This is a genomic window from Pseudomonas sp. QD4, from assembly GCF_049199125.1.
GTDB lineage: Bacteria > Pseudomonadota > Gammaproteobacteria > Pseudomonadales > Pseudomonadaceae > Aquipseudomonas.
Genome location: NZ_JBLZOM010000001.1, coordinates 909,922 through 934,150, shown reverse-complemented (window position 1 = coordinate 934,150; position 24,229 = coordinate 909,922). Strand labels below are relative to the sequence as shown.

Annotated in this window: 25 protein-coding genes and 1 pseudogene; 17 read left to right on the top strand and 9 right to left on the bottom strand. The window is 61.6% G+C overall.

Annotated elements, in window-relative coordinates; translation table 11 throughout:
• The first annotated feature begins 46 nt into the window (after positions 1 to 46).
• Entirely contained in the window at positions 47 to 847 is an 801-nt protein-coding gene (locus ACOZJV_RS04140; RefSeq protein ID WP_421546911.1) for a GNAT family N-acetyltransferase, read from the top strand.
• Positions 848 to 915: 68 nt separating this feature from the next.
• Here ACOZJV_RS04140 and ACOZJV_RS04135 read toward each other — a convergent pair whose 3' ends face one another.
• The gene (locus tag ACOZJV_RS04135; protein WP_421546910.1) at positions 916 to 1,776 is read right to left on the bottom strand and encodes a hypothetical protein; all 861 of its coding nucleotides are present in this window, start codon (positions 1,774 to 1,776) and stop codon (positions 916 to 918) included.
• 248 nt (positions 1,777 to 2,024) lie between these two features.
• On the opposite strand from ACOZJV_RS04135, the gene ACOZJV_RS04130 reads away from it, so the two are divergent.
• The 4 genes from ACOZJV_RS04130 to ACOZJV_RS04115 all read left to right on the top strand — a co-directional run bounded on the left by ACOZJV_RS04130 (position 2,025) and on the right by ACOZJV_RS04115 (position 5,035).
• Entirely contained in the window at positions 2,025 to 2,549 is a 525-nt protein-coding gene (locus tag ACOZJV_RS04130; RefSeq protein WP_421546909.1) for a MarR family winged helix-turn-helix transcriptional regulator, read from the top strand.
• Entirely contained in the window at positions 2,549 to 3,751 is a 1,203-nt protein-coding gene (locus tag ACOZJV_RS04125) for an FAD-dependent monooxygenase (protein ID WP_421547578.1), read from the top strand. The genes ACOZJV_RS04130 and ACOZJV_RS04125 overlap by 1 nt, the downstream gene beginning before the upstream one ends.
• A 71-nt stretch (positions 3,752 to 3,822) precedes the next feature.
• The gene (locus ACOZJV_RS04120) at positions 3,823 to 4,455 is read left to right on the top strand and encodes a hypothetical protein (protein WP_421546908.1); all 633 of its coding nucleotides are present in this window, start codon (positions 3,823 to 3,825) and stop codon (positions 4,453 to 4,455) included.
• Positions 4,456 to 4,630: 175 nt separating this feature from the next.
• Complete coding sequence (locus tag ACOZJV_RS04115) at positions 4,631 to 5,035, top strand: hypothetical protein (RefSeq protein WP_078472213.1); 405 nt, start codon at positions 4,631 to 4,633, stop codon at positions 5,033 to 5,035.
• Positions 5,036 to 5,110: 75 nt separating this feature from the next.
• Here ACOZJV_RS04115 and ACOZJV_RS04110 read toward each other — a convergent pair whose 3' ends face one another.
• The gene (locus ACOZJV_RS04110; protein ID WP_201130852.1) at positions 5,111 to 5,665 is read right to left on the bottom strand and encodes an SMI1/KNR4 family protein; all 555 of its coding nucleotides are present in this window, start codon (positions 5,663 to 5,665) and stop codon (positions 5,111 to 5,113) included.
• A 290-nt stretch (positions 5,666 to 5,955) separates the two neighbouring features.
• Between ACOZJV_RS04110 and ACOZJV_RS04105 the strand changes: the two genes are divergently transcribed.
• The 5 genes from ACOZJV_RS04105 (at position 5,956) to moeB (ending at position 9,528) form a co-directional block, all read left to right on the top strand.
• Complete coding sequence (locus ACOZJV_RS04105) at positions 5,956 to 7,134, top strand: acyl-CoA dehydrogenase family protein (RefSeq protein WP_421546907.1); 1,179 nt, start codon at positions 5,956 to 5,958, stop codon at positions 7,132 to 7,134.
• A gap of 1 nt (position 7,135) precedes the next feature.
• On the top strand, positions 7,136 to 7,411 hold the full coding sequence (locus ACOZJV_RS04100) for a MoaD/ThiS family protein (protein ID WP_421546906.1): 276 nt from the start codon (positions 7,136 to 7,138) through the stop codon (positions 7,409 to 7,411).
• A gap of 4 nt (positions 7,412 to 7,415) precedes the next feature.
• Positions 7,416 to 7,649, top strand: coding sequence for a hypothetical protein (locus ACOZJV_RS04095; RefSeq protein ID WP_421546905.1), 234 nt, complete (start codon positions 7,416 to 7,418; stop codon positions 7,647 to 7,649).
• Positions 7,650 to 7,694: 45 nt separating this feature from the next.
• The gene (locus tag ACOZJV_RS04090) at positions 7,695 to 8,249 is read left to right on the top strand and encodes a hypothetical protein (protein ID WP_421546904.1); all 555 of its coding nucleotides are present in this window, start codon (positions 7,695 to 7,697) and stop codon (positions 8,247 to 8,249) included.
• A gap of 67 nt (positions 8,250 to 8,316) precedes the next feature.
• Entirely contained in the window at positions 8,317 to 9,528 is a 1,212-nt protein-coding gene (gene moeB / locus ACOZJV_RS04085) for a molybdopterin-synthase adenylyltransferase MoeB (protein ID WP_421546903.1), read from the top strand.
• A 51-nt stretch (positions 9,529 to 9,579) separates the two neighbouring features.
• Here the strand turns inward: moeB and ACOZJV_RS04080 are convergent, their stop codons facing one another.
• Together ACOZJV_RS04080 and ACOZJV_RS04075 are read right to left on the bottom strand one after the other, a co-directional pair.
• On the bottom strand, positions 9,580 to 9,999 hold the full coding sequence (locus ACOZJV_RS04080; protein ID WP_421546902.1) for a hypothetical protein: 420 nt from the start codon (positions 9,997 to 9,999) through the stop codon (positions 9,580 to 9,582).
• A 38-nt stretch (positions 10,000 to 10,037) separates the two neighbouring features.
• Positions 10,038 to 10,742, bottom strand: a complete 705-nt coding sequence (locus tag ACOZJV_RS04075; protein ID WP_421546901.1) for an alpha/beta fold hydrolase — start codon at positions 10,740 to 10,742, stop codon at positions 10,038 to 10,040.
• A gap of 375 nt (positions 10,743 to 11,117) precedes the next feature.
• On the opposite strand from ACOZJV_RS04075, the gene lpxO reads away from it, so the two are divergent.
• Positions 11,118 to 12,017, top strand: a complete 900-nt coding sequence (gene lpxO, locus ACOZJV_RS04070) for a lipid A hydroxylase LpxO (protein ID WP_078472217.1) — start codon at positions 11,118 to 11,120, stop codon at positions 12,015 to 12,017.
• On the opposite strand, the gene ligD is transcribed toward lpxO, so the two are convergent.
• Positions 12,004 to 14,595: a DNA ligase D gene (gene ligD / locus ACOZJV_RS04065; RefSeq protein ID WP_421546900.1), complete on the bottom strand. Its 2,592-nt coding sequence runs from the start codon at positions 14,593 to 14,595 to the stop codon at positions 12,004 to 12,006. The two genes, lpxO and ligD, sit on opposite strands and share 14 nt — an antisense overlap.
• A gap of 35 nt (positions 14,596 to 14,630) precedes the next feature.
• On the bottom strand, positions 14,631 to 15,533 hold the full coding sequence (locus tag ACOZJV_RS04060) for a Ku protein (RefSeq protein WP_421546899.1): 903 nt from the start codon (positions 15,531 to 15,533) through the stop codon (positions 14,631 to 14,633).
• A gap of 216 nt (positions 15,534 to 15,749) precedes the next feature.
• On the opposite strand from ACOZJV_RS04060, the gene ACOZJV_RS04055 reads away from it, so the two are divergent.
• Both ACOZJV_RS04055 and ACOZJV_RS04050 read left to right on the top strand, forming a co-directional pair.
• Entirely contained in the window at positions 15,750 to 16,112 is a 363-nt protein-coding gene (locus ACOZJV_RS04055; protein ID WP_421546898.1) for a hypothetical protein, read from the top strand.
• Between the two features lie 64 nt (positions 16,113 to 16,176).
• Positions 16,177 to 17,328, top strand: coding sequence for a PQQ-dependent sugar dehydrogenase (locus ACOZJV_RS04050; protein WP_078472221.1), 1,152 nt, complete (start codon positions 16,177 to 16,179; stop codon positions 17,326 to 17,328).
• A 59-nt stretch (positions 17,329 to 17,387) separates the two neighbouring features.
• On the opposite strand, the pseudogene ACOZJV_RS04045 reads toward ACOZJV_RS04050, so the two are convergent.
• A pseudogene (locus tag ACOZJV_RS04045) lies at positions 17,388 to 18,473 on the bottom strand (peptidase C39 family protein); the annotation flags it as partial.
• Positions 18,474 to 18,565: 92 nt separating this feature from the next.
• On the opposite strand from ACOZJV_RS04045, the gene ACOZJV_RS04040 reads away from it, so the two are divergent.
• The 3 genes from ACOZJV_RS04040 (at position 18,566) to ilvA (ending at position 22,360) form a co-directional block, all read left to right on the top strand.
• On the top strand, positions 18,566 to 20,152 hold the full coding sequence (locus ACOZJV_RS04040; RefSeq protein WP_421546897.1) for a RimK family protein: 1,587 nt from the start codon (positions 18,566 to 18,568) through the stop codon (positions 20,150 to 20,152).
• Between the two features lie 10 nt (positions 20,153 to 20,162).
• Positions 20,163 to 21,092 carry a magnesium transporter CorA family protein gene (locus ACOZJV_RS04035; RefSeq protein WP_078472223.1) on the top strand — a complete coding sequence of 310 codons (930 nt, stop codon included), beginning with the start codon at positions 20,163 to 20,165 and terminating at the stop codon, positions 21,090 to 21,092.
• A 242-nt stretch (positions 21,093 to 21,334) separates the two neighbouring features.
• On the top strand, positions 21,335 to 22,360 hold the full coding sequence (ilvA, locus tag ACOZJV_RS04030; protein ID WP_421546896.1) for a threonine ammonia-lyase, biosynthetic: 1,026 nt from the start codon (positions 21,335 to 21,337) through the stop codon (positions 22,358 to 22,360).
• Here the strand turns inward: ilvA and ACOZJV_RS04025 are convergent, their stop codons facing one another.
• On the bottom strand, positions 22,361 to 22,666 hold the full coding sequence (locus ACOZJV_RS04025; RefSeq protein ID WP_421546895.1) for an NIPSNAP family protein: 306 nt from the start codon (positions 22,664 to 22,666) through the stop codon (positions 22,361 to 22,363).
• 69 nt (positions 22,667 to 22,735) lie between these two features.
• Positions 22,736 to 23,221, bottom strand: a complete 486-nt coding sequence (gene eco, locus ACOZJV_RS04020) for a serine protease inhibitor ecotin (RefSeq protein ID WP_421546894.1) — start codon at positions 23,219 to 23,221, stop codon at positions 22,736 to 22,738.
• A 519-nt stretch (positions 23,222 to 23,740) separates the two neighbouring features.
• On the opposite strand from eco, the gene ACOZJV_RS04015 reads away from it, so the two are divergent.
• The gene (locus tag ACOZJV_RS04015) at positions 23,741 to 24,010 is read left to right on the top strand and encodes a DUF1652 domain-containing protein (protein ID WP_020298056.1); all 270 of its coding nucleotides are present in this window, start codon (positions 23,741 to 23,743) and stop codon (positions 24,008 to 24,010) included.
• Positions 24,011 to 24,229 lie beyond the last annotated feature (219 nt).

The following is a 24,229-nucleotide window of genomic DNA, read 5'->3' as shown; positions in this document are numbered from 1 at the left end:
AGGCTGTGCGGCCCCTCAGGAACGCCCCCGATAAAGGACGATGCACATGGATATTGGATTGGCCCATGAGATCGAGGCCGCAGAACGGCAGTACTTGTGTGCTCGGGTCGAGAATCTGCTGAGGATCGAGGGCAACCCCTACGGGGCCAGGGTTTTCTCCAACGGCGACGCGGCGTGCTTTTACGTGCAGGCCACGCCGAGCCCGATGTTCAATCGCATCTACGGCGACAATCCGGGGGAGCCTCAGGCCGTGTTGAGTTTGCTCAAGGCATCGGCAGCCTATTCGACCGTCACCCCGCTGATCGGAAAAGCCCCCGCGATGCAGCCATACGCCGAGCTGGCCGGCGCATCCCTGGAGAAGTTGAAGGGCTGGACGCATTTGCAATTTGCCTGCGCCATCGACAACGGGGTCGCAAACCGTCACCCCTTTGAGATCGAAGAGGTCACGCCGCAGACGCTGGCCGAATTCGCCGAGGTTCATGCCGGCGGTTTTCGCACCAAACCGGAGCTGCGAGAGCTGTCTCAAGCCTCTTTTGCGGGGCATGGGCCGGATGAGCGCATGAAAATCTACGTGCTCAGAGCCGAAGGCCAGGTCGTAGCGGGTGCCTTGATGTACCTGGCCGACCATGGGGTTGCCTACCTGGGAACGGCCGCCACCCGCAAAACCGCCAGGGGCGCTGGCTATCACGGCGCCCTGATCTCCCATCGGATAGAGCGGGCCAGGGCCCATGGTTGCCGTGTCGTCGCCGCGACGGCGCTGGCCAACTCGCAAAGCCGGCGCAATCTGCAACGCGCCGGTCTGATGCCGTCCCATGCCCAAGCGCTGTACCGCCTGGCTGATACCTGAGGCCGGCCGCGAGCTGAAGTGGAGGGGGGCGACCGCCATTCAAGGCCTTGTCATCCCCCAGGGCCCACTCAGTGGTTGCTGATGTATTCCCTTTTCTGGCCGTCGTAGACATAGGTCACGTTGTCGGCGGCAGCCAGGGGGCGGGTGCTGTCCGGGCCATCGAAGGTGGTGCCGCTGAGCGTGACCTTCACCTGCGGCATCGGGCCCTGGCCGTCGACAAAACTCAGTTCGCCCTTGCTGAAGGTGCAAGGCATCACGGCGCCCTCGTCGCATGCGGCCGAGTTGTCCTCGCCGGTGCGCACCTGGCCGATAAAGGTCCAGATCCAGCCGTTGTCATCCTCGTTTTTCTTCGGATTGAACACGAACAGCGTGTAGCCGTTGAAGATGACGCCGCTGTCGAAGGTCGAGGTCGGTACGGCCAACAGCAGGCGGCCATCGGCTGTGCGGTGTTCCAGGGCAGGGCGAGCGGGGTCGACGTCCTCGGGCTTTTCCCGGGCTCCAAAGAAACCGATCTTGCGTTCGATGTAACGCAAGGTATAGGCCTGAGTCTGGCCCGGGTGAGTGCGCTCGAATGTCGCCTCTGCCAGCCTGACCTGGACCTCGGGTGCGGCGAAGTCCTCGCCCTGGCGGGCGGCGCTGTCCCGGGTATGCCAGACGAACGCGGTGTAGTAGTGCTTGCCGTCGAGGTCGAGCTCATGGCCGTACCAGAAAGTCGCAACGGCACCGTCCTCCAGTTCCCCGGTGTCGGCCTGATCGTCGAACTGGATGTTTTCCATCACGCTGAGCACTGCACCAGGGGGAATCGGCGCGTCCTTGGCCTGGACCAGTGCAGGCGCTGCCAGGGTTATTGCGGCCAAGACCCAACCGGCCACTATCTGACCCAGGCCAGCGTCCTTACGCGACTGTGGCGCCATCTTGATTTTCATCATTTCAACATCCTTGTAGAGCCTGTGAAAAGCCTGGGGCAGCATCAGTCCCTGGACCAAAGCCGGTGCCTATTGGGTGAGGCGCGATCATATAGGCAGGGTTTTATAACCGACAAGATGCTGGCAAATGGCAATTGTGCGGTTGCTGCGGGCTGACAGGGTAGGGGCTCTAGCGGTTATCAGAAAACTAGCTAAGCAAGTTAGCTATATGCTAATTTGCTGGCCCGTTACCCTCGGCCGTTGATTTCATCATGCCTATCTCGCCACGCTCCTCTGCGCCATTGACCACCGAGGACCCACGCGGCCTTCGGATTGCCAGTGATCCGGTCGGGCAACAGCTGCAACAGATCGCCATCCTCACGCGCAAGGCGGCCGGCCATTTGGGCACGTCGTTGGGCATCAACCAGACCGACGTAGCGGCACTGGAGCACCTGATAACTGACGGCCCCTTGCCACCGACCGAGCTTGCAACGCGCCTTTCAGTGACCACTGCCGGCATCACCCAGGTCATCGACCGGCTGGAGCGCGCCGGACACGTGATCCGTGAGCGCCAGCTCAACGACAAGCGCCGGGTACTGGTGCGTCCGGTACCGGCCTCGGTGGCGCAGACCTATCGGCATCTCGCGCCAATGCTCGACGGCCTGGGCACGGTGCTGGGCGCGCTGGAAGGCCAGGACCGTGCAGTGGTCGAGGCGTTTCTGGGGCGAGTGATCGAGGTCTACCGCAGCACCTTGCCGGGCACTGCCCAGCCAACCCTTGAGCACCGGGAGCCGTGATGAAACCGCAAAAAATTCTTGTCACCGGTGCAAGCATCGCCGGGCCGGCATTGGCCTATTGGTTGTCCCGGCAGGGCATGGACGTCACCGTTGTCGAAAGGGCGCCGGCATTTCGCGACGGTGGGCAGACCGTCGATGTGCGTGGCGCCGGGCGCGTGGTCGTCCAGCGTATGGGCCTGGAGGATCTGATTCGGGCGAACGCGACTCATGAGCAAGGCATCGCCTTCGTTGACCAGGGCAACCGGACCAAGGCGTTTATTGGGGTGAACGCCTTCGACGGCGAGGGGCCGATAGCTGAGCTGGAAATTCTTCGTGGCGAACTGGCCAAGCTATTGATCCAGCGCAGCGAGGACCGGGTCAGGTACCGATTCGGCGACAGTATTCAAAGCATCGAGGACGATGGCCGACAGGTTCATGTGCGCTTCGAGCAGGGCGATGAGCAGGTTTACGATCTGGTCATCGTGGCCGAGGGCATTGGTTCGGCGACGCGCAATCGGGTGTTCGGCGATGAGGTCCGGCGCCGGCCACTGGATGTGTACACCGCCTATTTCACCGTGCCCCGGCAGCCAAGCGACGGTCAGGTCATGCGCTGGCACAACATTCCAGGTGGCCGCTGTGTCTGTTTGCGCCCGGATAACCTGGGCACCACGCGGGCTTTTCTGTCCTTTCAGCAGGCCCCGAACGGGTACGAGAAACTTGCCCAGGACCAGCAGATAGCCTTGCTCAAGCAAAAGTTTGCCGACGCGGGCTGGGAGACACCTCGCGTGCTGGCGGCGCTGGATGAAACAACCGACCTTTACCTGGAAGCGGTCGGCCAAGTCAGGATGCCCCGTTGGTCCAAGGGGCGCATCGCGCTGGTGGGGGACGCGGCCTATTGCGCCTCGCCCATCAGCGGCATGGGCACCAGCCTGGGGCTGTGCGGCGCCTATGTATTGGCCGGGGAGTTGGCTCGTCACGTCGACCACACCCAGGCGTTCGCCGCTTATGAACAACGGATGCGGCCTTACGTCGCCCAGGCGCAAAGTGTGCCCAAATTCGCCCCGAGGTTGGCGTCGCCCCATTCACGGCTTGGCATCGGACTCGGCCATGCCGTGCTGAGGTTGGCAACCGCGCCTGGATTCAAGACATTGCTCGGCAAGTTCCTTTCACCCAAGGCGGACGCCATCGACTTGCCAGACTATGACGTGCAACAGCAAACATAAGTCCTTTGGTCAGCCTCGGGCCGGCCGGTGCTGCAACTGGATTGACCTCTATGCCTGATAGGTAGCAATCGATGATTGATGAAGTGTTGATAGTGGATCTCTTTGAAGCCGGCGACGCCCTGATTAACGGCGATACAGGTGCAATGGAGCGCTTGCTACCACGTCTTAAAAGAGGCGAATCATATAACGATGTGCCCATGTTGTTTTATGTGGCTGACTCTATCGAGAGCGTTGAGTTTCTGGCGGCGAATGACGTTGATCTGTTTCAAAAAAGTGATCTGGGAGGAGGCAATCTGCTGCATCGAGTGGCGTTGGAACATGACGATCCGGTGTTTGAATGGGTACTGGCCTGGTACAGAAAACACAACAGGGTCGATCAAGCGGATGACCATGGAATAACCGTGCTCTCCATGCTTCTGAAGTTCGGCCACATCGAGCGTGTAAAACGATTGATCGACAATGGGGCCAGTCTTTCATCTGCCGCCTGCAACGGGCTGACCCCTGCACGACAAGCTGTTATTTGCATGGAGCAAGAGCGGGATGCAATGGCGGGCCTTGAACTGATCCTGAGCCATGGACTCATCCTGGGCAGTGACGAGTTGGAATATTTAGCGCAAACCGCGCGAGCTATCAATCGGCCCACACTGGCGCGGTGGATTGAAGAAGATCTACTTCCAGCGGCGGCGCTTCAATTGCGCAAGTAGCGAGTGGAACATGGCCGAACACAGTCCTCTAATGCACCTTCGGTACTACGACTATTTGCCCGGGTGCACGCTCTTTGGTCTCGTTCGGCCTGAATACAATGGACGTCGTTAGTTGCGGCTGTAATTCTGCGATTCTGCCCTTCGGGGGTGATCTTCAACGATAAGGAATCTCGGAATGCTCGGTTATTACGCGCAATACAGTCAGCATTACATCACCACCCTGATGATTGTCACTACGCTGTTTTTTGCCCTGCCGATCTTTATCGCGCCCATCGCCTGGGCCCGGGCGATGCGCTGGACCATTCCTGAACACCAGCATCTGGCCATTTATTTTGGCCGCTGCCTGGGGGCTTTTATTCTGGTGGTGGAAGTTGCCATGCTGCGTTCCGCGACCACTGGCACCAGTTTCAGTTATGCCTTCGATATTCTGTTTGTGGTCTTCGCCTTGATGTTTGTGGTGCATGTCTACGGTGCGGTGAAACGCATCCAGCCTATTACCGAAACCCTGGAAATCGGTTTCTGGATGATTCTTTTCGTGCTTAACACGCTGTTCTATCCGGCGACCTCCATTACCCTTTGAGAACCGCTGATCAAGCGTGCCTAACCGATCCGTAAGAGCAGGGGGGGCGCCCATCGATTTTCAGCGGTTGATACTTCAGTCCAGCGCACTTTCAACCGATTCGGTGCGTCGGCAGAACAGTTCGAAGCTGGGGGCCAGACAGCGTGCGTCCTCGAAACCCAGATTGCCCGCAGAGGCCACGAGTACAGGGTATTCGGCGTGGGGAGCGGGTTCGCGCACATCCAGCACTGCAAAGTTGCCGGCCCCATCCAGCCCCAGGGGGATCGCCTGGGGCATGTACTCGGGGAACTGGTAAGCCAGCAGGAACTCGCGAACCTCTCGGGTTCCAAAAAAACAGAACTCCATTTCGCCCTGGGTGACCAGCCCGCCATTGGACCATGCCAGAAACGCCAGCCAACTCGTTGTCGGAGACGCGCCGGGCATGGGCCAGGCGCTGGGGTCTATCGGCGTCCAGCTTGAGTGCAGGCCGTGGCTCACGGGCCAGGGGTTACGCTGCGCGTCAAGGATTGAACGGCGCTCGTCGGCCTGGATCGGTCGCGACAAGTCGGCCAGCAACTGGTCGATCTCGTCCCGCGTGGCTGCGGGCTCGCGCTTGAGGTTGGGCAATAGCGAGTGCCAATTGATGTCCATCGCGAAAACTCCTGGGGGCGGCCTGGGAATTGGCCAGTCACTGAATCCGTCTGCGGCACCGCCCGTCGGGATCCTCGACACCCATCTTCAAGGACCACGGGGGCCGGCGGCGAATGTGGCATTTTGCCGCGAAAAACAACACTTGTTATATGGATATTCCTGTCTAGCCTATCCATCGGATTGACTGAATCCACGTATTTAAACATGACAACCAGCCGATAGTTCACGCCTCTATCGTCGGCGAGTTACGCGCTTTAAAACACACAGTCCCAAGGCAGAAGGATCTGCATATGAATATCGATTGGCAAGGTGCGAGCGATGTCGAGTCGTTGTTCGGTTCATTGGTCAACGAACAGGTCAATCCCTATGCCCTGGAACGTGATCGCAGTTCCACTCCGATTCCGGATGAAGTATTCAGGTTGTTTGCCGAGCGCGGCGGATTCCAACTGGCACTGCCACAGCGTTATGGCGGCGCCGATATAGGCGTTGCGCAATGGGGCAGTGTGCTGGAGAAGCTCGGGTACTTGTCCAGTGATATGTCTTTTCCATTCCTGTTGTCGGTCAGGATGTCCTTTATTCTTTTTCTGGCAGCGGTCGGCCGGCGCGAAGTGGTAGCGCCTTATATCGATCGACTGGTGGCCGGGACCAGCATCGGTGCATTTGCCTACACCGAAAACGCCGACGCCTTTTCATTCGTGTCCAATGCACGGCATGACCCGGACAGGGGGTACTACCTGCTCAATGGCGGAAAACCTTACGTCAGCGGCGGGCGCACTGCCGATCTGTTCGTGGTGTTCGTGCGCAGCGACACCCGGGACCTGCAAGTCTTTCTGGTGCAGCGCAGCGATCCGGGAGTCAGCACCAGCCCCATGAAGATGAGCGGTGTACGGGCCTTGGGCACGGTGTACCTGACCCTGGATAACGTGCGGCTCGACGAGAGCCGCCTGCTGGCAGGGACGGATGGCCTGGCAGTCGCGCAACGCTACTTTCTCAACTGCCGGCGTTCATTGCAGGCCTGTCCGTTCCTCGGGCATGCCCGGCGAGTGATAGAGCAGACCATCGGCTACCTGCAACGGACCATTCGCTACGACGGTCGCCTGGCCGAGATGCAACATGTGCAGGCAGTGGTCGGGGAGATGTATATCGCCCTGGAGTCGGCCCGCTCCGTTGTCTATCGCTCGTTGTTGCGGCAAGTAAACGGGGACACCGATCCCTATTGGGATTCCCTGTCTTCCGCTGCCAAGCATTGCGCGGTGGAAAACATCACCCAGATTGCGTTGTCCGCACTCAAACTTACGGGCGGCTGGGGGTACACCGAAGAAAGTGGCATTGGCCGCGCACTCCGCGATTTCACATCACTGTTTGCCGGCGCCGATCCGCAGGAAAAACTAGTGGTCGATTTGGGCATCAGGAAGTTGCACGAGTTTGACCTGTTGAGCCAACAGCTGACTAACCAGGAAGGTGAATGACATGAAATTCAAACTGTCCGGAAATCTGGCGCGCTTCGTTGATTACAAGCGTGAACTTGAGATTGATGTTTCTGCCGCCAACACGGTGAATCAGGCCGTTCAGGAACTGGTCAAGCACTACCCCAACTTGCAGGAAATTATTCACGACAAAAACGGTGATATCAAAAAGGGCTATCTGATCTCGTTGAATGGTCAGAAAGTGGACCTGACGCAGCTGGATAACCGCGTGAGCAACGATGGCTGCATCAATATCTTCACCGCTGTGGCGGGAGGCTGAGGCCATGGGCGAACGTCCTGTAGCCGTGATGCGGCCGATTGACCCGACCTTGTTCAACCCGTTGCAGTTTCAGTCCCGGTCGCTGCTCTCGCTGTGCAAGAGCAGCATGTGGTCCTGGTTTTCCGAACGCCTGGATATCTCGTTTCCGGGGCTGATCCGTGAGCACCACCAGAGCCTGGTGGCGGTCGAGGCGGATGTGGATTACCTGCGTCCTTTCGGGATGTTCGACAGTGATTAGTTCCAGGTCTCGGTGGAGCAGGTCCGTCTCAGGCAAGACAACACGGTGCTGGAGATTTTTCATCAGTTTCAAGCGGACGGTGGGGTGTTTGCCAAGGTCAGGATGCTCTGGCGCTTGCTGGAACTCGATGGCGATGCGGCCTTGACCGGGGTTCCCGGGCAATTGCGGGGCAGCGTCCTGAAACACCTGCTGCCGGCCGAGGTCGATCCCGGGCGCGAGCCGCGGTATGTCGATGCGCAGGTGGCGTTGATCGAGGACGAAGGGGAGCGCGTTGCCGGGGCCGAGTACCGCTTCACCCTTTATCGCCACCTGTGCGAGGTGGCGGACCAGTGGTGTTTTCTCGAGGTGCCGGGCCTGGCATCAGAAGGGCGGGAGCGCCTGGTGGATGCCCTGGTCGATGACCCGCTAGCCCTGCGCAGTGGTTTGGGCAAGCCGTTGCAGGAGGTCCTGGTCAAGTTGTGTTGCCCCTTTTACCTGTTCGATGAGGGCGAAGTGCGGACCACGACCTTTATCCATCACGGCAACCCGGTCTATATCCACCGGGTCATCAACCTGACGCGCGATAACCGCCTGGCGGCGGTGGTCATCGAGACGTTCTAGGCGCGCACGCTCGGGTGTTCGGCCGCGGCGGGAATGCCGCGGCCTTTATTTCCAGGGAATGAAGACGATGAGCAGAGCAGGGGATCAGCAGCAACCGGTGAGCCTCGAACCGGGCGAGGTGAGGCTGTATTCGAGGCATCTGTTGATGCCTGCCATTGGCATCCAGGGCCAGCTGGCGCTGAAGGCGGCCAGGGTGCTGATGGTCGGCGCGGGCGGGCTGGGGTGCCCGGCATTGCTCTACCTGGCGGCCGCCGGTGTGGGGCGGCTGGGGATCATCGATGCCGACCGGATCGAGGTGTCCAACGTCCACCGCCAGGTGCTGTTTCGCACTACGGACAAGGGCGAGAACAAGGCAGATGTGGCCAAGGCCCGTCTGCAGGCGCTCAACCCCTACATTCACATCCAGGCCTACGTTGAGCGCTTCAACATCGAAAACGCGGCCGCACTGGTGGCCGACTACGACATCGTGATCGACGGCACCGACAACTTCACGGCCAAGTACTTGATCAATGACGCCTGCTGCCTGGGGGGCAAACCCCTGGTGTATGGCGCAATCATTCAGTTCGAAGGCCAGGTCGCGGTATTCAACGCGTTGCAGGCCGACGGCCAGCGCAGCGCCAATTACCGCGATCTGTACGCCGAGCCACCGGAGGCCGCCCTGGCGCCCAATTGCGCCGAGGCCGGGGTGCTGGGCGTGTTGCCGGGGATCATTGGCTGCTTTCAGGCCAATGAGGCGATCAAATTGATCACCGGTATCGGCCAGCCCCTGAGCAATCGCTTGTTGATGTATGACGCGCTTTCGGCGAGCACCCAGGAAATCCGCTACTCGGCCGCACCAGGCAACCCGCTGCGAGACCCGCTACAGCCCTTTGCCCTGCAGGAATTGCCCGTGGCCTGTGCCGCGCCCACCAGTGAAGGTGGCCTGAACATGGGGCTTGGCCAATTGCTGGAGCTGGCGCGCAAGGGGACTGCGGTGCATCTGGTGGACGTACGGGAAGCCCATGAGCGCGAGCAGGTGTCCATTGGCGGGGTGCACATCCCGCTGGCGCAGCTCGAACACCTGGGCGGGCGCTGTTTGAGCGATGCCCCGGTGGTGCTCTACTGTCAGTCCGGCCTGCGCAGTCAGCGCGGGGCAGTGCAGGTGTCCAGGCAGTGGGGGCGCTCGGATATCTTCAGCTTGCAGGGTGGGATCAGTGCCTTTCTCGGCTCGGACCTATACCCGGAACTGATGGCGAAACTCACCTTGTGCCAGTGCTCGGGGTTGCTTCGCCCGCAGTGAGTGTCGGCTGAGGAGGGGGAGCGCGCCTTGTCTTGCGCTGACCGGCGCTGCTTAACCCGCAGCGGGGAGCAGGGCCTGGGCCTTCTTTTCAACCAGGCCAGCGCCCATGACCCGCATCTGGGGGAGATCGAGCAGGTCCTGGGCTGATGCGGGTCCCAGATGCTCATCCCCCAGCCACAACTCGGTGGCGACGATTCTGCGATCCAGGCCGCGTTGGGTGGCGGTGAGTACCTGGTTGCCGACCTGCAGCCAACGCTGGGCCCGGATGGGGGCTTTGGAGGTGTACAGGGTCAGGCCGAAGCCGTCCGGCAGGTCCGCGGGCATCTGTGCTGCGCTGAGGGTCGTGGCGTAAAGCCCAAGCAGGATGGTGTCTTTATAGCGCTGCGACACATACAGGACTTTGGCCGGCCGAAAGCCCTGGACCAGGGGAATCAAGACAATGTCACCGACTGCGGTTTTTCCGGGCTTCATCAAGCAATCTCTTCAAGCCGGTGGCGCAATGGGCGGGTTCAGGACACCGATTGCAGAAAGCGCGTCAGGTGCTGCGCCGCTGGGTCCGGGGCAGCCTGCAGCAGGCAATGGGGGCCGTCGAGGGTCACGATCTGCGCATCCGGCCGCAGGCTTGCCACCGTTTCGCTGGCGCTGGCCGGCACCAGAAAGTCCTGGCTGGCCCGCAGGTACAGCACAGGGACGCGACTGGCAGCCAGTGCCTGACTGACATCCACCGCCACCACCGCCCTGAGCCGGGCCTGCATCACCCGCGGCGTGACCTGGGACACTGCCTGGGCCAGCGCCTGATGCAGGGCCGGCGTCGCGTAGCTGCCGAGCAGAACTTTGCTGATCGGCCCCAGCGGTGCCCGGGCCAACGGCAGCAGCTTGAGCAGGAAACTCAGGCGTCCCAGGCGCGGCCTTGGGTTGCGCACGAAAGTGCAGCACAGCACCAGGCCCTTGAGCAGTGGCGTGTTCGTGGCGGCAATGGCCACGGCGATCGGGCCGGAAAACGACTCACCGAGCACTACAAACGGTCGCGTCTGGGGCAAGGCCTGGCGCACCAGGGATTCGAGGGCCGGATAGTCCAGGGGCTGATCACTCGGATAGCGCAGCACGATCAGCTCGAAGCGCCCACCCAGGGCGGCAATCAGCGGCCGAAAAAGCTCTCCGGTGCCGTCCATGCCGGGCAGCAGGATCAGCACCGGTGCGAGGGGGTCAGTCATGGGTATCGCGGTCCTTTGCGGGCGATCGTTGCAGGCGCTCGCGGGTAGGCGTCGAGCGCGCGCAGCATAACAGGCTGAAAACCTCCTCGGGCAAGGCGCGCGCTATGCATCGACGATCGCGCCCGGAGCCTTGGGGACGGTGCACAAGCGGGTGACCGATGGGGTGGCGGCAAGCGCAGTTTTTCACAATTTTGAGTTAACTTTTGGTTACAGAATGTGGCTAAATTGCCAACCAATGGCCAGATGCCAATGAGTGAGGCGGTTCAGTAACCTGCCTGCAGACTGCGCTTTTTTAATTCAGACGCTGCAATTTGCCCTTCAACCATCGGTTTGCAGGGGCGCGGCATATTCTTTTCTGACGTGTGACGATTTCTCGTGAAACTCATTATTGCTGCTGTTTATGTTCTCTCTATCGCCTACGTCCACCTGCGCGGTCGTGTGCGCCATAAGCTGGGCCGCCAACTGAGTGATCACTCAAGCTTCCTGGCCCCGATCAATTGCTTCCTCTACCTGTTTTCGAAGAACCCCAACCGTCCCTACCTGGACCCGGCCCAATTCCCCGAATTACAGCCGTTGCAGGAGCACTGGGAAGAAATTCGCGCCGAAGGTCAGAACCTGCTCAGGGCAGGGGAGATCAAGCGCTCGGACACTTATAACGACCTGGGCTTCAACTCCTTTTTCAAAAGTGGCTGGAAGCGCTTCTACCTCAAGTGGTATGGCGACAGTCACCCGTCGGCGATGAAACTCTGCCCGCGCACCACCGAACTGGTACAAGGCATCGGCTCGATCAAGGCGGCGATGTTTGCCGAGTTGCCGCCAGGCTCCAAGCTGGTGCGCCACCGCGACCCCTACGCCGGTTCCTATCGTTACCACTTGGGCCTGGACACGCCGAACGATGATGGCTGCTACATCAATGTGGACGGCGAGAGCTATTCCTGGCGTGACGGCGAAGCGGTGGTGTTCGACGAGACCTACATCCACTACGCGGAAAACACCACCCCGCACAATCGCATCATCCTGTTCTGTGACGTCGAGCGGCCGATGAAGTACCGCTGGGTCGCGGCCTTCAATGCCTGGTTCAGCCGCACGGTGATGGCCGCTGCCGGTTCGCCCAACGATGCCGGGGACAAGACCGGTGGCCTGAATCGCGCCTTCAACAAGCTGTACAAAATCCGCCTGCGCGGCAAAGAGTTGAAGAAGCGCAACCGTACGCGTTATTACCTGGAAAAGTGGGCCATCTTCGGCGGCCTGCTGTTGCTGTTCATCCTGATCTGACCCCGCCCCCGGGCGCCTGCCCCCTCGCTGCAGGCGCCGCTGCCGCCCCTCGTCTCAGGGGGGGACTGGCCCCCAGTTGCTGCCACATTTTTGCGCTGATCCGCTGCCGATGGGCATAGTCGGTCCAGGGGGCGTCTTTGAGGGTTTCCAGACGTTGCCAGAGGGTGCGGATATCCCATTGCTGGGCGCTGCGCAACCCTGGCAGTTCATCGCGGCTGATGGGCACCGACACCGGCAGGCCAGGCCTGGCCCTGACCGAATAGGCCGCCACGGTGCTGGCGCCACGGGCATTACGCAGGTAGTCGACGAATATTTTCCCGACGCGGTTCTTCGGGCCCATGGTGGCGCTGATCCGCTCCGGCAACTGCTGCGCCATAAAGTGCGCGATGGCCTTGGCGAAGGCCTTGACCGTGGCCCAGTCATGGACCCGTGCCAGCGGCACGATCAGGTGCATGCCCTTGCCGCCACTGGTTTTCAAAAACGCCTGCAGCCCCAGTTCGTCGAGCACTGAAAGGGTCAGCTGGGTCGCTTCGAGCATGGTTTTCCAGGGCAGGGCCGGGTCCGGGTCGAGGTCCAGGACAAACTGGTCCGGGGTATCGATGTGCTCGGTGGTGGCGCCCCAGGTGTGCAACTCGACCGTGCCCATCTGCGCCGCGCCGATCAGCGCCGGCAGGCTGTCGATTTCCATCAGGCGCGCATGGCCGGGGTCCAGGGCCGGGTCCAGGTGCTTGATGTGGGGGATGGCCAGGTGTTCGGCGTGTTTCTGGAAGAATTGCTCGCCCTCGACCCCTTCGGGCGCGCGCAGCAAGGACACCGGGCGCCGCCGCAGGTGGGGCAGGATCCAGTCGCCGATGCTTTGGTAGAACTGGGCCAGCTCAAGCTTGGTGGTGCCACTGCGGGCATCGATGACCCGTTCCGGGTGACTGATGCGCACCCCGGCGACACTGTCCGGGGGCTGGCTCGGGCTGTGTTTCTCCGCTGGCGTTCGATGCTCCCTGGGCGCTGGTGCCTGCTCGCGAACCACCTGGGTCGCCGGTTTGTCGCTGCGCAGGGCAATAAAGGCGGCCTGGCGCACCAGGTCTTCACGGGTCCACTCGGCAAACTCCACTTCGCCCACCAACTGCGGTTCGATCCAGTGCACGCCCCGGGCCTGGGCCGTCGTCAGTGGCTTGGCCAGGGGCGAGGCGGGGCGTTCCAGTGGCTGCATCTGGCCATGCAGCTGTTTCAGCATGGCCTGGTTGAACCCGGTGCCCACGCGCCCGGCGTAGACCAGCCCGGACGTGGCGTACACCCCCAGCAGCAACGCACCAAAGCCGCTGCGCGAGCCTTGCGGGCGGGTGTAGCCGATGATCACGAACTCCTGGTGCAGGCGGCATTTGAGCTTGATCCAGTCCGGGCTGCGCCGCGACACATAGGGGCTGCCGGCACGCTTGCCGATCACGCCTTCCAGGGACAGGGCGCAGGCGCTCTCGAAAATATCCTGATGGTGGGCAGCGAAGGCCTCGGAGAAGCGCAGCACCTTGCTGTTCTTGCGCCCCAGGGCTTGCTTGAGCAGGGCTCGGCGCTCTTCCAGCGGCGTCTGGCGCAGGTCGGCGCCTTGCAGGAACGGGGCGTCGAACAGGTAGTAAATGATGTCCAGGCTGCGGCCGATGTCGAAGGCGCTCTGCAAGGCCTGGAAGTCTGGCAGGCCCTTGTCGTTGAGCACCACCACCTCGCCATCCAGCCAGCTGTCGCGCAACTTCAGCGCCGCCAGGGCCTTGGCCTGCAACGGCAGGCGCGGGGTCCAGTCATGGCCGTTGCGGGTCAGCAGGCGCACCTGGCCTTTTTCGATCCGGGCCATGATTCGGTAGCCGTCGAATTTGATCTCGTAGCGCCAGTCACCGTTGGGCGGCTGTTCGGCCAGGGTCGCCAACTGAGGTGCCAGGCGTTCTGGCAGGGCCGTGGCGGCTGCTGTGGCGCGCGTGGACTTTTTGTCTTTGGGCGGGGATTTTGGCTTACTCCGGCCGGCACCGACCGTGGCCTGGCTGATCACGCTTTTAGGCAGGTCTTCGAGGACGTCGTATTCATCGGCGGAACGGGCTTGCGGGTCGTTTTCCTTGATCAACAGCCACTGCTGCTTGTCGCCACTGCCGCGTAAATGGGTGCGGACCAGGGTCCAGTCACCTGCCAGCTTTTCGCCGATCAGGCGGAACTTGAGCTTCCCAGCCTCGTAGCCGGCCTGCGGATCGCCATGGGGCTGCCACACGCCATGGTCCCAGACGATCACATCGCCGGCGCCATATTGGCCGGCAGGGATGCTGCCCTCGAAATCGCGGTAACTCAGGGGGTGGTCTTCGACATGCACGGCCAGGCGTTTCTGAGTCGGGTCCAGGCTCGGGCCCTTGGGCACCGCCCAGCTTTTCAGGGTGCCGCCCAGCTCCAGGCGAAAGTCGTAATGCAGGTTGCGTGCATCGTGTTTCTGGATCACGAAACGCAAGGCCGAGGCCCCCGGCCTGTCCTTGGCCGACGGCGTGTCCGAGGGCTCGGAGGTGATGTCGAAATTGCGTTTGCGGCTGTATTCACTCAGGGGTCTGGCCATGACGGACTACCTTGTGCTGCGCGCCCATGCGAGGTTCAGGCGCGGGTCTTGTGCGTGGACTTCTTGCTGGGGGCTTTTTTGCTGGCGGGTTTGGCAGGCGCGCGTCGGGTGGCCGGTTTGGCGGATTTGGCCGGGGCCTTGGCGCTGGGGCGCGAGCCAAGGCTGCGCTTGAGCATTTCGGTGAGGTCGATAATGTCGGCGCTTTTGCGTTGCTCCTCGCCAGCCTGGGTCTCGACGTCCTCGATCTTGCCGGCGCGGGCTTTCTTCTCCACCAGGGCGTGAATCTTGTCCTCGAAGCTGTCGCGGTACTGCTCGGGCTCCCAGTCGGCGCTCATGTCTTCCACCAGGCGCTTGGCCATTTGCAGCTCACCCTTGGCCAACTGCGGCTGGGTGACTTCGGCCCCCAGTTCGAGTTCGTCGAGGCTGCGCACCTCGGCCGGCCAGCGCAGCATCACCAGCACCAGCGCCGACTCCAGGGGCATCAGTGCCGCCAGGTGCTGGCGGGTGTGCAGCACCACGTGGGCGAGGGCGACCTTGTCGGTGCTGGTCAGGGTCTCGCGCAGCAGCGCGTAGACCTTGCCACCGCGTTTGTCCGGAGCGAGGAAGTACGGGGTGTCGATGTTTTGCAGGGGGATCTGCTGGCTGTCGACGAAGGCAAAGATATCGATGGTCTGGGTCGACAGCGGGTGCGCCGAACGAATTTCCTCTTCGCTGAGCACCACATAGCGGCCTTTCTCGTATTCCACCCCTTTGACGATGTGTTCCTTGGTGACTTCCTTGCCGGTGACTTTGTTCACGCGCTTGTAGCCCACCGGGTCCATGCTGCGCTGATCCAACCAGTCGAAGTCGACGCCGTGGGACGCCGTGGCCGACACCAGGGCCACCGGGATATGCACCAGACCGAAACTGATCGCGCCCTTCCAGATTGCCCGTGCCATGGTCGTCGCCTCTGCAGTGTGAGTCTTCAGGTGACCTGCGGCGTTCGGCAAAAGTTTCGCCCATTAACGCGCGGCGATTCCCTGACGATTCCCGGACCAGGCCGGCTGCGGATATTCGGTGTTACATGTTCTTAAGGATTATTTAATTAACAAAGGCGAACCCCGGGCGTAGCGTGGACTCGAAACTGATATCTGCTTGCTATCAACGAGGGCCCTATGAACAGACTGATGGGACGCCTGGCCGCGCTCGCCCTGGCCGCATGTGCCAGCGCCGTGGTGCAGGCCGCTCCACAGGCCGGTACTGGCGAAGCGAAATTATTGCTGGCGCAGAGCCTGCCCAATAGCGGCAACGACAACCCCTACAACAGCCCGACGCGCCGGGCCAACCCCAATAGCATGCAGGGCACCCAACCCAGCGCCCCGGCCATTCGCGGGCCGAATATCGCTCCGGTGCCGCGTCCGCCGACCCTGGAAAACGGCGGCATCGGCAACGGCTATCCACGCACCGGCAGCCCGCCCAGAGCCAATCCGCAGCCCCAACCCGGTAGCCGTGACCCTCAATCGAATGACAGACGCTGAGCGCTGCCGAGGACGTTGACGGTCCTTGGCCCGCCGGACTTTCAAGCAACGGAAGGAATAGTGCATGTTGCGTAAAACTCTCCTGGCCACGTTCTGCGCCAGTGTTTTCCTGACCACCGTACCCGCCGCCTCGGCTGCCACCGCGCAGCAATATGCCAGCGAGCAGGGCACCCTGAGCGTCACCCCGATCACCCAGAACCTCGATCATCCCTGGGCCCTGGCCTTCCTTCCGGACAGCCAGGGCATGCTGGTGACCGAGCGCCCCGGCCACCTGCGGCTGGTCAACGCCGACGGCCGGATATCGGCGCCACTGACCGGTGTGCCGCAGGTCTGGGCCAAGGGCCAGGGCGGCCTTTTGGACGTGGTGCTGTCACCGGACTTCAAGCAGGACCGCATGGTCTACCTGTCGTACGCCGAGGGTGGTGGCGAAGGCGGCACTGCCGGGACGGCGGTGGGTCGTGGCCGGCTGTCCAGTGACCTGAAGAGCCTGGAAGGTTTCCAGGTGATCTTCCGCCAGGAGCCCAAACTCTCCACGGGCAATCACTTCGGCTCGCGGCTGGTGTTCGACCGTGACGGCTACCTGTTTATCACCCTCGGCGAAAACAACGATCGGCCGACGGCCCAGGACCTGGACAAGCTGCAAGGCAAAGTCGTGCGCCTCTTCGCTGACGGCAAGGTGCCGGACGACAACCCCTTCGTCGGCCAAAGCGGCGTGCGTCCGGAAATCTGGTCCTACGGCCACCGCAATCCCCAGGGCGCGGCCCTCAATCCCTGGAGCGGCACCTTGTGGGAGAACGAGCACGGGCCCAAGGGCGGCGATGAAATCAACATCATCGAGCGCGGCAAGAACTACGGCTGGCCCCTGGCGACCCACGGCATCAATTACTCCGGCCAGCCGATCCCTGAAGCTCAGGGGCAGAGCGCACCAGGCACGGTGGCCCCGCACCATGTCTGGGAGAAGTCTCCGGGCATCAGCGGCATGGCGTTCTATGACGGTGACCGCTTCAAGGCCTGGCAGCACAACGTGTTTATCGGCGCACTGGCCTCGCAGGAGTTGATTCGCCTGCAATTCGACGGTGAGCAGGTGGTGCATGAAGAGCGCCTGCTCGGCGAACTCAAGGCGCGCATCCGCGATGTGCGCCAGGGGCCGGACGGTTACCTCTATGTCTTGACCGACGAGGACAAGGGCGGGCTGTACCGCGTAGGCCTGAACTGATTGCCGGCGGCGCCGGGGCCAGGGTCACCGCTGGCATCCGGCACCTGTGCCTGGGGGGCATACAGCACCACCGCCGCCCGCAGCTTGCTGCTGCCGAAGCTGCACATCTTGGCGAACTCGGCGTGGCTCACCGGCAAGTGCTGGCAGTCCACGGCCTGGCGATGCTGGCTGTGGTCGACGTCCGGGTCGTGCAGGTAGACAAAATCCGGGTCACAGTCGGTGACCATCACCCAATGCGGCGCCTTGGAGCGGGTCAGGCGATAACTGCTGATCAGCACCAGGGGCTGCCCACCGTCGTGCAGCAGGCGCGGCAGGTCCAGCGGTCCGCCCAGCACCTGCTGCACCGAACTCTGGGCCAGTTGCGCGCAGAACTCTTCGTGCACCAGGCGCATGACGTCCTTTTTACGCTCGTCCCGCACGCCATTGAGAAACAGCGGGCCCACGGTATTGACCTGTAACCGCACCCGAAAGCCTCGCTGCCAGGCCGCCAGCGCCAAACCCTGGGGGCTGCAGCCGCCATGCCCTGCGGTCATGAACACGGTGGTGGCTTCACGCCAGATCTGCAGCTCTTCGCGGCGCTCCAGTAGCCGGCCGGGTTGCAGGGCGCCCATGGCCATCAACAGGCAGGCCGGGCCGCAGGTGAAGTCGGTGGTCTGGGGGTAGTAGGGCACGCGGATGCTGCGGGTCTCGCGATGCTGCAGGATGCGTTTTTCCAGGCGCAGGGCATCGGCGTGGTCCTGGTAATAGTCGTGGATCAGGGCAAAGCGCCGATAGCCGTTGCGCTCATAGAGGGCAATCGCCGACGGGTTGTCGCTGCGTACCTCCAGGCGCAGGTAGGCGCAGTCATGCGCCAGGGCCCGTGCCTCGATCTCTTGCAGCAGGCGCTGCCCCAGGCCCTGGCCCCGTGCCTGCACGGCGATGGCGATCGAATACAAGCGCGCCAACGAAGTGCCACGGTGAAACAGCACCAGGGCATAGCCCTGAATGCCTCCCTGGTGTTCGGCGACGACCAACTGCCCATGGGCCCGGCTGATCATCCATTGGAAGCTGCGCGGCGTCAGCCGGTCGCTGGTGAAACATTGCTGTTCCAGCGCCAGCAGACTGGGCAGGTCGTCGAGGGTTGCAGTGCGAAAGACAAGATCCATATAACCGCCGTAAAAGTTGCGTAATGAAACGGGACTTTTAAAAAACTTCATGCTTAATAGAAACGGTCTTGTTCTTCAGCGGATCAATCACTATGTCAGCGGTACAGGGTCAATGGCGTGAAGTATCCGAGCAAAGTTTGCCGGAAACAATAACGACAACTGCTTATTTTTCCGAGGCGGCTAGAACTTCCAGCCAGCTGGTTATTATTGTCGAACGCAAGGAAGACTGGGCGTCCTACTTCCCCAGCGAAGACTTGGTCACGGCTCAGGAATACCTTGAGCAATCCCGTGGCAATGAGCCGGGCAAGCGGGTCCAGGTGATCAACCTGTGCCGCAGCTACAAGTACCTGGGCCATGGCTACTACTGCTCGTTGCTGGCCGAGGCGCGGGGCCATCGGGTGATTCCTTCGGTGCGGACCATCAGCGAGCTGACCCGTAAGTCGCTGTATGGCCTGGCCTTGGATGACCTGGATAAAACCCTGGAAAAGGCCCTGAATAATCATGCTTACAGTGACACTGAAGCCTTTACCCTGACCTTGTACTTCGGCAAAAGTAGTATCGAGCCGTTGCAGGATCTGGCGCGTCAGTTATTCGAGTTGTTTCCCTGTCCCATACTGTTAGTTGACTTCAAGAGAACTAACGGCTGGCACATTGAAGGGGTCAAGTCCGGCACGTTGCATAAAGTGCGCGATGATCAGGAAGATCAATTCGCCAATGCCCTGGACAGTTTCAGCCGCAAGATCTGGCGCCTGCCACGCTCGCGGCGCATGGCCCGTTATGACCTGGCGATCCTGCATGACCCTCAGGAAGCCTTGTCGCCGTCCAACGCCCTGGCGCTGGAGCGTTTTATCCGGGTCGGCAAGGGGCTGGGCATCGATGTCGAACTGATCGAGAAAAAGGATTACTCACGCCTGGCCGAATACGACGCCTTGTTGATCCGCGAAACCACCAGTGTCGACAACCACACCTACCGCTTCGCGAAAAAGGCCGAGAGCGAGGGATTGGTGGTGATGGATGATCCGGCGTCGATCCTGCGCTGTACCAACAAGGTGTACCTGACCGACCTGCTCAAGAGCCATCAATTGGGCATGCCGGCCACCGAGATTCTGTACAAGGAGCGACCGCAAGACTTCGAGCGCGTGGGCGAGCGCCTGGGGTTCCCGCTGGTGCTGAAGATCCCCGACGGCTGTTTCTCCCGTGGGGTGATCAAGGTCGAAAGCCAGCAGGCGCTGCTGGAGGCCACGGCCGAGCTGTTCGAGCATTCGGTGCTGTTGCTGGCCCAGGAGTTTTTCTACACCGAGTACGACTGGCGCATCGGCGTGCTCAACCGCAAACCGATCTTTGCCTGCCAGTACTTTATGTCCAAGGGCCACTGGCAGATCTACAACCACAAAGCCAAGGGCCAGGACATCAACGGCGAGTGCCGGACCCTGGCGGTGCACGAGGCGCCGCGAGCAGTGGTGGAACTGGCGGTGAAGACCGCCAACCTGATCGGCGACGGCCTGTATGGGGTCGACCTCAAGCAGTCCGGCGACAAGGTGGTGGTGATCGAGGTCAACGACAACCCGAACATGGACGCCGGCATCGAAGACGCCTACTTGCAGGACGACCTGTATTCCCTGGTGCTTGAGGAGTTTGTCCGACGCCTGGAGCTCAAGCGTCGCGGCCAGGCCTGGTGAGGCCGTCGCGATGATCCAGAGCTACCGCTTGGCCCAGGGGCGCCTGCTGCCGGTGCAGCGGCTGGACGCCGAAGTGATGCTGTTCTGCAACCCCGACCTGGGGGAGCGCGACCTGCTGCACAGCGCGTTCAAGCTCGATGAGCATGCCCTGGCCTCCGCCCTCGACCCGGATGAGGTGTCGCGCATCGAGTTTCATCCCGACAACCTGTTCCTGATCTGGAAGCGCCCGGAAAACTACTCCGGCGGCGGCAGCCTGGCGTTCGAGGTGTCGTCCTGCGGGTTGCTGTTTTCGCCGGATCGCCTGCTGGTGATCGCCACCGACGACGGCCAACTCGACGGCCTGGGCCAGCGCCAGGCCCTGCACACGCCGCTGGATGTACTGCTGGACCTGCTGCTGGGCAATATTCACCACTACCTGGGGCACCTGAAGGTGATCAAGATGGTCGCCCGGGAGTTGCAGCAGCAGTTCAACGCCTCCATGGAAAACCGCCACCTGGTGCAGATGTTCAACCTCAGCGAGAGCCTGATCTATTACATCAATGCGATTCACAGCAACGGTGCGGTCCTGACCCGGTTGCGCAACCATGCCGAGAAGGAGCATTTCAGCCCGCAGGCGGTTGGCTTGATCGACGATCTGATCATCGAAAACAACCAGTGCTACAAGCAGGCGGAGATCTACTCCACGGTGTTCTCCGGGCTGATCGATGCCCGCGGCAACCTGATGAACAACAACATGAACAGCCTGTTGCGCAAGCTGACGCTGATCAACGTGGTGTTTCTGCCGCTCAACCTGCTGGCCAGCATCGGCGGCATGTCGGAGTTCAGCATGATGACGGCCGGCACGCCCTGGTGGGTGTCGTACCCGTTGTTTCTCAGCGCCATGGGCCTGGGGGCGGGGGCCATGGTGCTGGGGCTGAAGCGGCTGGCGAAAAGCCCTTGAGCATGGATCTATCCAGGGGTTACTTCAGATAAAGCGCGGCTTGGTGGCGAAATGTCCATTGACGGGTCAGCCTTTTGCCGGGTAATTTCCGTGCATGACTTCCCCAGCATTCCGTTCCCAGCCAAGCATTATTACCGCCATTCCTTATTGGCGGGCTTGCTGACGACTGCACCCAACCCGCCCTGGAGGCGGGTTTTTTCTCTCTGTCTTCCGGGCTTCGAACACCACCCAGGAGACCTCCCATGACCCGCGCCAACCGCCAGGACCCGCAACTCGGGCTGCTTGAAGGCTATGTGAAGAAAATCCTCGCGGCGCCGGTCTATGACCTGGCGGTGCGCACGCCGCTGCAATTGGCGCCGGCCCTGTCCCAAGCACTGGGCAATCAGATCCTGCTCAAGCGCGAAGACCTGCAACCGACCTTTTCCTTCAAGATTCGCGGCGCCTACAACAAGTTGTCACAGCTCAGCGAGGCGCAGCGTCAGCGTGGGGTGATTACCGCCTCGGCGGGCAATCACGCCCAGGGTGTGGCCCTGGCGGCGCGGGAGCTGGGTATCGAGGCAACCATCGTCATGCCCACCCACACCCCGGAGCTGAAGGTGATCGGGGTGCGCAGCCGTGGGGCCGAGGCGGTGCTGCACGGGCCGAGCTTTCCGTTTGCCCTGGCCTACGCCCTGGAACTGGCGGCGCAGACCGGGCGCACCTTTGTCTCACCGTTCGACGACCCGTATGTGATCGCCGGGCAGGGCACCGTGGGCATGGAGATCCTGCGCCAGCAGCCCGGGGCGCTGGATGCGATCTTTGTACCGGTGGGTGGGGGCGGGTTGATCGCCGGGATTGCCGCCTACGTCAAGTACCTGCGCCCTGAGGTGCGCATCGTGGGCGTGGAGTCCGAGCACTCCAATTGCCTGCAAATGGCGCTCAAGGCCGGGGAACGGGTGGTTCTGCCCAGCGTCGGCACCTTCGCCGATGGGGTCGCGGTGGCCCAGGTCGGCGTCCATGGGTTCGAGATCTGCCGCCACTACGTGGATGAGGTCTTGACCGTGAGCAATGATGAACTCTGTGCCGCAATCAAGGACATCTACGACGATACCCGCTCGATCACCGAACCTTCCGGCGCCCTGGCCGTGGCCGGGATCAAGCGCTACGTGGCGCAGCGGCAAGTGCGCGGGCAAACCCTGGTCGCCATCGACTCGGGGGCCAATATCAACTTCGACAGCCTGGGCGGCATTGCCCAGCGCGTGGCCCTGGGCAATGCCGTGCCGGCCTGATCAGTCCAGCAACGGACGCATGAAGCTGCGTTCGTAGCTGAGGATGAATTTCTTCTCCAGCAGCGAATCCACCAGGGCCACGCTTTGCGGGTCGGTGAGGGCGATATGGCGGTAGCTTTCATAGTCGGCCAGGGATGGGAAGCTGAACAGGCAGTAGGCGATATTGCTGGCGCCTTCGGACGGCAGGAAATAGCCGTGGTGGGTGCCACCGAGGCGCTCGACCACCTCGATCCAGGTCTTGGCGTAGGCCTCGAATTCGGCGAGTTGGTAAGGGTCGATCACGTATTTGACATGGCAGGTAATCATGTTCGGCAATCCTTGGAATTCGACGAGGACCTGAATCGGTCAGGGGGTGATGCAGCGCCGGCAGCCGACTTACTCGACGCGGGCGCTGTCGATTTTTTTCCCGGCGCTCCAGATCCGGTAGCGCACTTCGACGTCCTTGGGGGCGTAGATCACGATGGGCAGCTTGCTGTTGTAGCGCAGCATGAAACCGTCACCGATCACCGGGACGAACGCGCGATGGCTCTTGCCATCGGGGCAGGCCATCAGGGTGGTCATGGGCCCCGTCACCTGCTCCAGGCGGTAGTACGAATAGCCCCAGCCCTCGAGGGTTTGCTCCTGCAGGTTGCCGCCCAGGCGTTGCTGGTTGCAATCCACGGTCAGGGTCTTGCCCGCCAGGATCTCGACCTTGTAGTCCTGTTCCTGGGTTTTTTTCGGAAGCTGGATGACTTGCCGGTTGAAGCCGGATTCGGCCTTGGGGTAGGGGGCTACGTCTTCAAGTTTGGCGGCGTTCGCCGTTGAGGAAATACCCCACAGCAACAGGGCAATGCCGGCGGAATGGATGGATGTCGAGCGCATGACGCCTCCTTGCGGATAAAAAGAAAGACCCACTCATTTGCGTGGATCAGGGCCGGGGCCCGGGTCGGGCATTCTTACCGCCTGCGCTGGGTCAATGCAAACCGTCCGTCTACGGTCTGGCAATTTGCAGGGCGCAATGCGGCCTTTGTTGCAGATTGCATGATGTCGGAATGATATTTATGGCCCAAGCCCTTGATTGTCCTAGGCATGCCCGGTGGTCGTCATGGGCATGTTCCGTGCATCTCATACCTTCAAGCCTGATCTCTGTGTCACACCCGGAAACAGCCTGTGGCGGGGCCATCCCTCCAAATGGATCGATGCCTGCAATCCTGGGTAAAAAGCTTGGAGCTCAGAGCTAAATAGAATTTAGCGGGAGCGGGAAAGCGGCCTAGTCTAGTAGTTGGTCCTGTCTTCATGGAAGGTCAAGGCACGGCCCGGATCGCACTCGAACACGGAAGTCACTGCAGCCCTGCTGTTTTGTCCATTGATTGGCAGTCTCAAATAAAGGAGAGAGTCGCCATGTTTTTATCTGCCCTGGAACTACGCAACATTATTGAAAGCAGTTTTCTGCCCAAACGCTGCCAATGCACCTTGAGCCCGGACTTGTCCATGACGGTGAAAGTCTTTGGCGACCATGAAACCGACCGCGTGGACCTGGTCGTGACCGGCATCGATGCCTCGGGCCTCAATGGTTGCCGGGAAATCAACGAGCTGATCGCCGAATTGCGCTATGACCTGGCCCACAATCCAGGTCAGCAGAGCCTGCCCCAACGAGCCCGTGCCTACTAGTCAAGCAGTGGGGCACCGGGGTTTGTCACCATACGCCTGGCTTGGGTGAACCCCAGGCCCGGGCTGGTTTTTTGCCATGCAATGCGGCGCCGATTCGGTTCCCGGTCAGGCGCTGCGTTCAGGTCATTTCCTTTATTTCATTCAGCCGATTCGATAGCGCCCAAGGTGAAGCCGCGCCTCAGGGTATTTCGTGGGCGCATCTGATAACGCCCGGCGAAC

Coding starts and splice junctions, on each gene's coding strand:
- ACOZJV_RS04140 (WP_421546911.1), top strand. CDS start 47: ATGGATATTGGATTGGCCCATGAGATCGAGGCCGCAGAACGGCAGTAC.
- ACOZJV_RS04135 (WP_421546910.1), bottom strand. CDS start 1,776: ATGATGAAAATCAAGATGGCGCCACAGTCGCGTAAGGACGCTGGCCTG.
- ACOZJV_RS04130 (WP_421546909.1), top strand. CDS start 2,025: ATGCCTATCTCGCCACGCTCCTCTGCGCCATTGACCACCGAGGACCCA.
- ACOZJV_RS04125 (WP_421547578.1), top strand. CDS start 2,549: ATGAAACCGCAAAAAATTCTTGTCACCGGTGCAAGCATCGCCGGGCCG.
- ACOZJV_RS04120 (WP_421546908.1), top strand. CDS start 3,823: ATGATTGATGAAGTGTTGATAGTGGATCTCTTTGAAGCCGGCGACGCC.
- ACOZJV_RS04115 (WP_078472213.1), top strand. CDS start 4,631: ATGCTCGGTTATTACGCGCAATACAGTCAGCATTACATCACCACCCTG.
- ACOZJV_RS04110 (WP_201130852.1), bottom strand. CDS start 5,665: ATGGACATCAATTGGCACTCGCTATTGCCCAACCTCAAGCGCGAGCCC.
- ACOZJV_RS04105 (WP_421546907.1), top strand. CDS start 5,956: ATGAATATCGATTGGCAAGGTGCGAGCGATGTCGAGTCGTTGTTCGGT.
- ACOZJV_RS04100 (WP_421546906.1), top strand. CDS start 7,136: ATGAAATTCAAACTGTCCGGAAATCTGGCGCGCTTCGTTGATTACAAG.
- ACOZJV_RS04095 (WP_421546905.1), top strand. CDS start 7,416: ATGGGCGAACGTCCTGTAGCCGTGATGCGGCCGATTGACCCGACCTTG.
- moeB (WP_421546903.1), top strand. CDS start 8,317: ATGAGCAGAGCAGGGGATCAGCAGCAACCGGTGAGCCTCGAACCGGGC.
- ACOZJV_RS04080 (WP_421546902.1), bottom strand. CDS start 9,999: ATGAAGCCCGGAAAAACCGCAGTCGGTGACATTGTCTTGATTCCCCTG.
- ACOZJV_RS04075 (WP_421546901.1), bottom strand. CDS start 10,742: ATGACTGACCCCCTCGCACCGGTGCTGATCCTGCTGCCCGGCATGGAC.
- ligD (WP_421546900.1), bottom strand. CDS start 14,595: ATGGCCAGACCCCTGAGTGAATACAGCCGCAAACGCAATTTCGACATC.
- ACOZJV_RS04060 (WP_421546899.1), bottom strand. CDS start 15,533: ATGGCACGGGCAATCTGGAAGGGCGCGATCAGTTTCGGTCTGGTGCAT.
- ACOZJV_RS04055 (WP_421546898.1), top strand. CDS start 15,750: ATGAACAGACTGATGGGACGCCTGGCCGCGCTCGCCCTGGCCGCATGT.
- ACOZJV_RS04050 (WP_078472221.1), top strand. CDS start 16,177: ATGTTGCGTAAAACTCTCCTGGCCACGTTCTGCGCCAGTGTTTTCCTG.
- ACOZJV_RS04040 (WP_421546897.1), top strand. CDS start 18,566: ATGTCAGCGGTACAGGGTCAATGGCGTGAAGTATCCGAGCAAAGTTTG.
- ACOZJV_RS04035 (WP_078472223.1), top strand. CDS start 20,163: ATGATCCAGAGCTACCGCTTGGCCCAGGGGCGCCTGCTGCCGGTGCAG.
- ilvA (WP_421546896.1), top strand. CDS start 21,335: ATGACCCGCGCCAACCGCCAGGACCCGCAACTCGGGCTGCTTGAAGGC.
- ACOZJV_RS04025 (WP_421546895.1), bottom strand. CDS start 22,666: ATGATTACCTGCCATGTCAAATACGTGATCGACCCTTACCAACTCGCC.
- eco (WP_421546894.1), bottom strand. CDS start 23,221: ATGCGCTCGACATCCATCCATTCCGCCGGCATTGCCCTGTTGCTGTGG.
- ACOZJV_RS04015 (WP_020298056.1), top strand. CDS start 23,741: ATGTTTTTATCTGCCCTGGAACTACGCAACATTATTGAAAGCAGTTTT.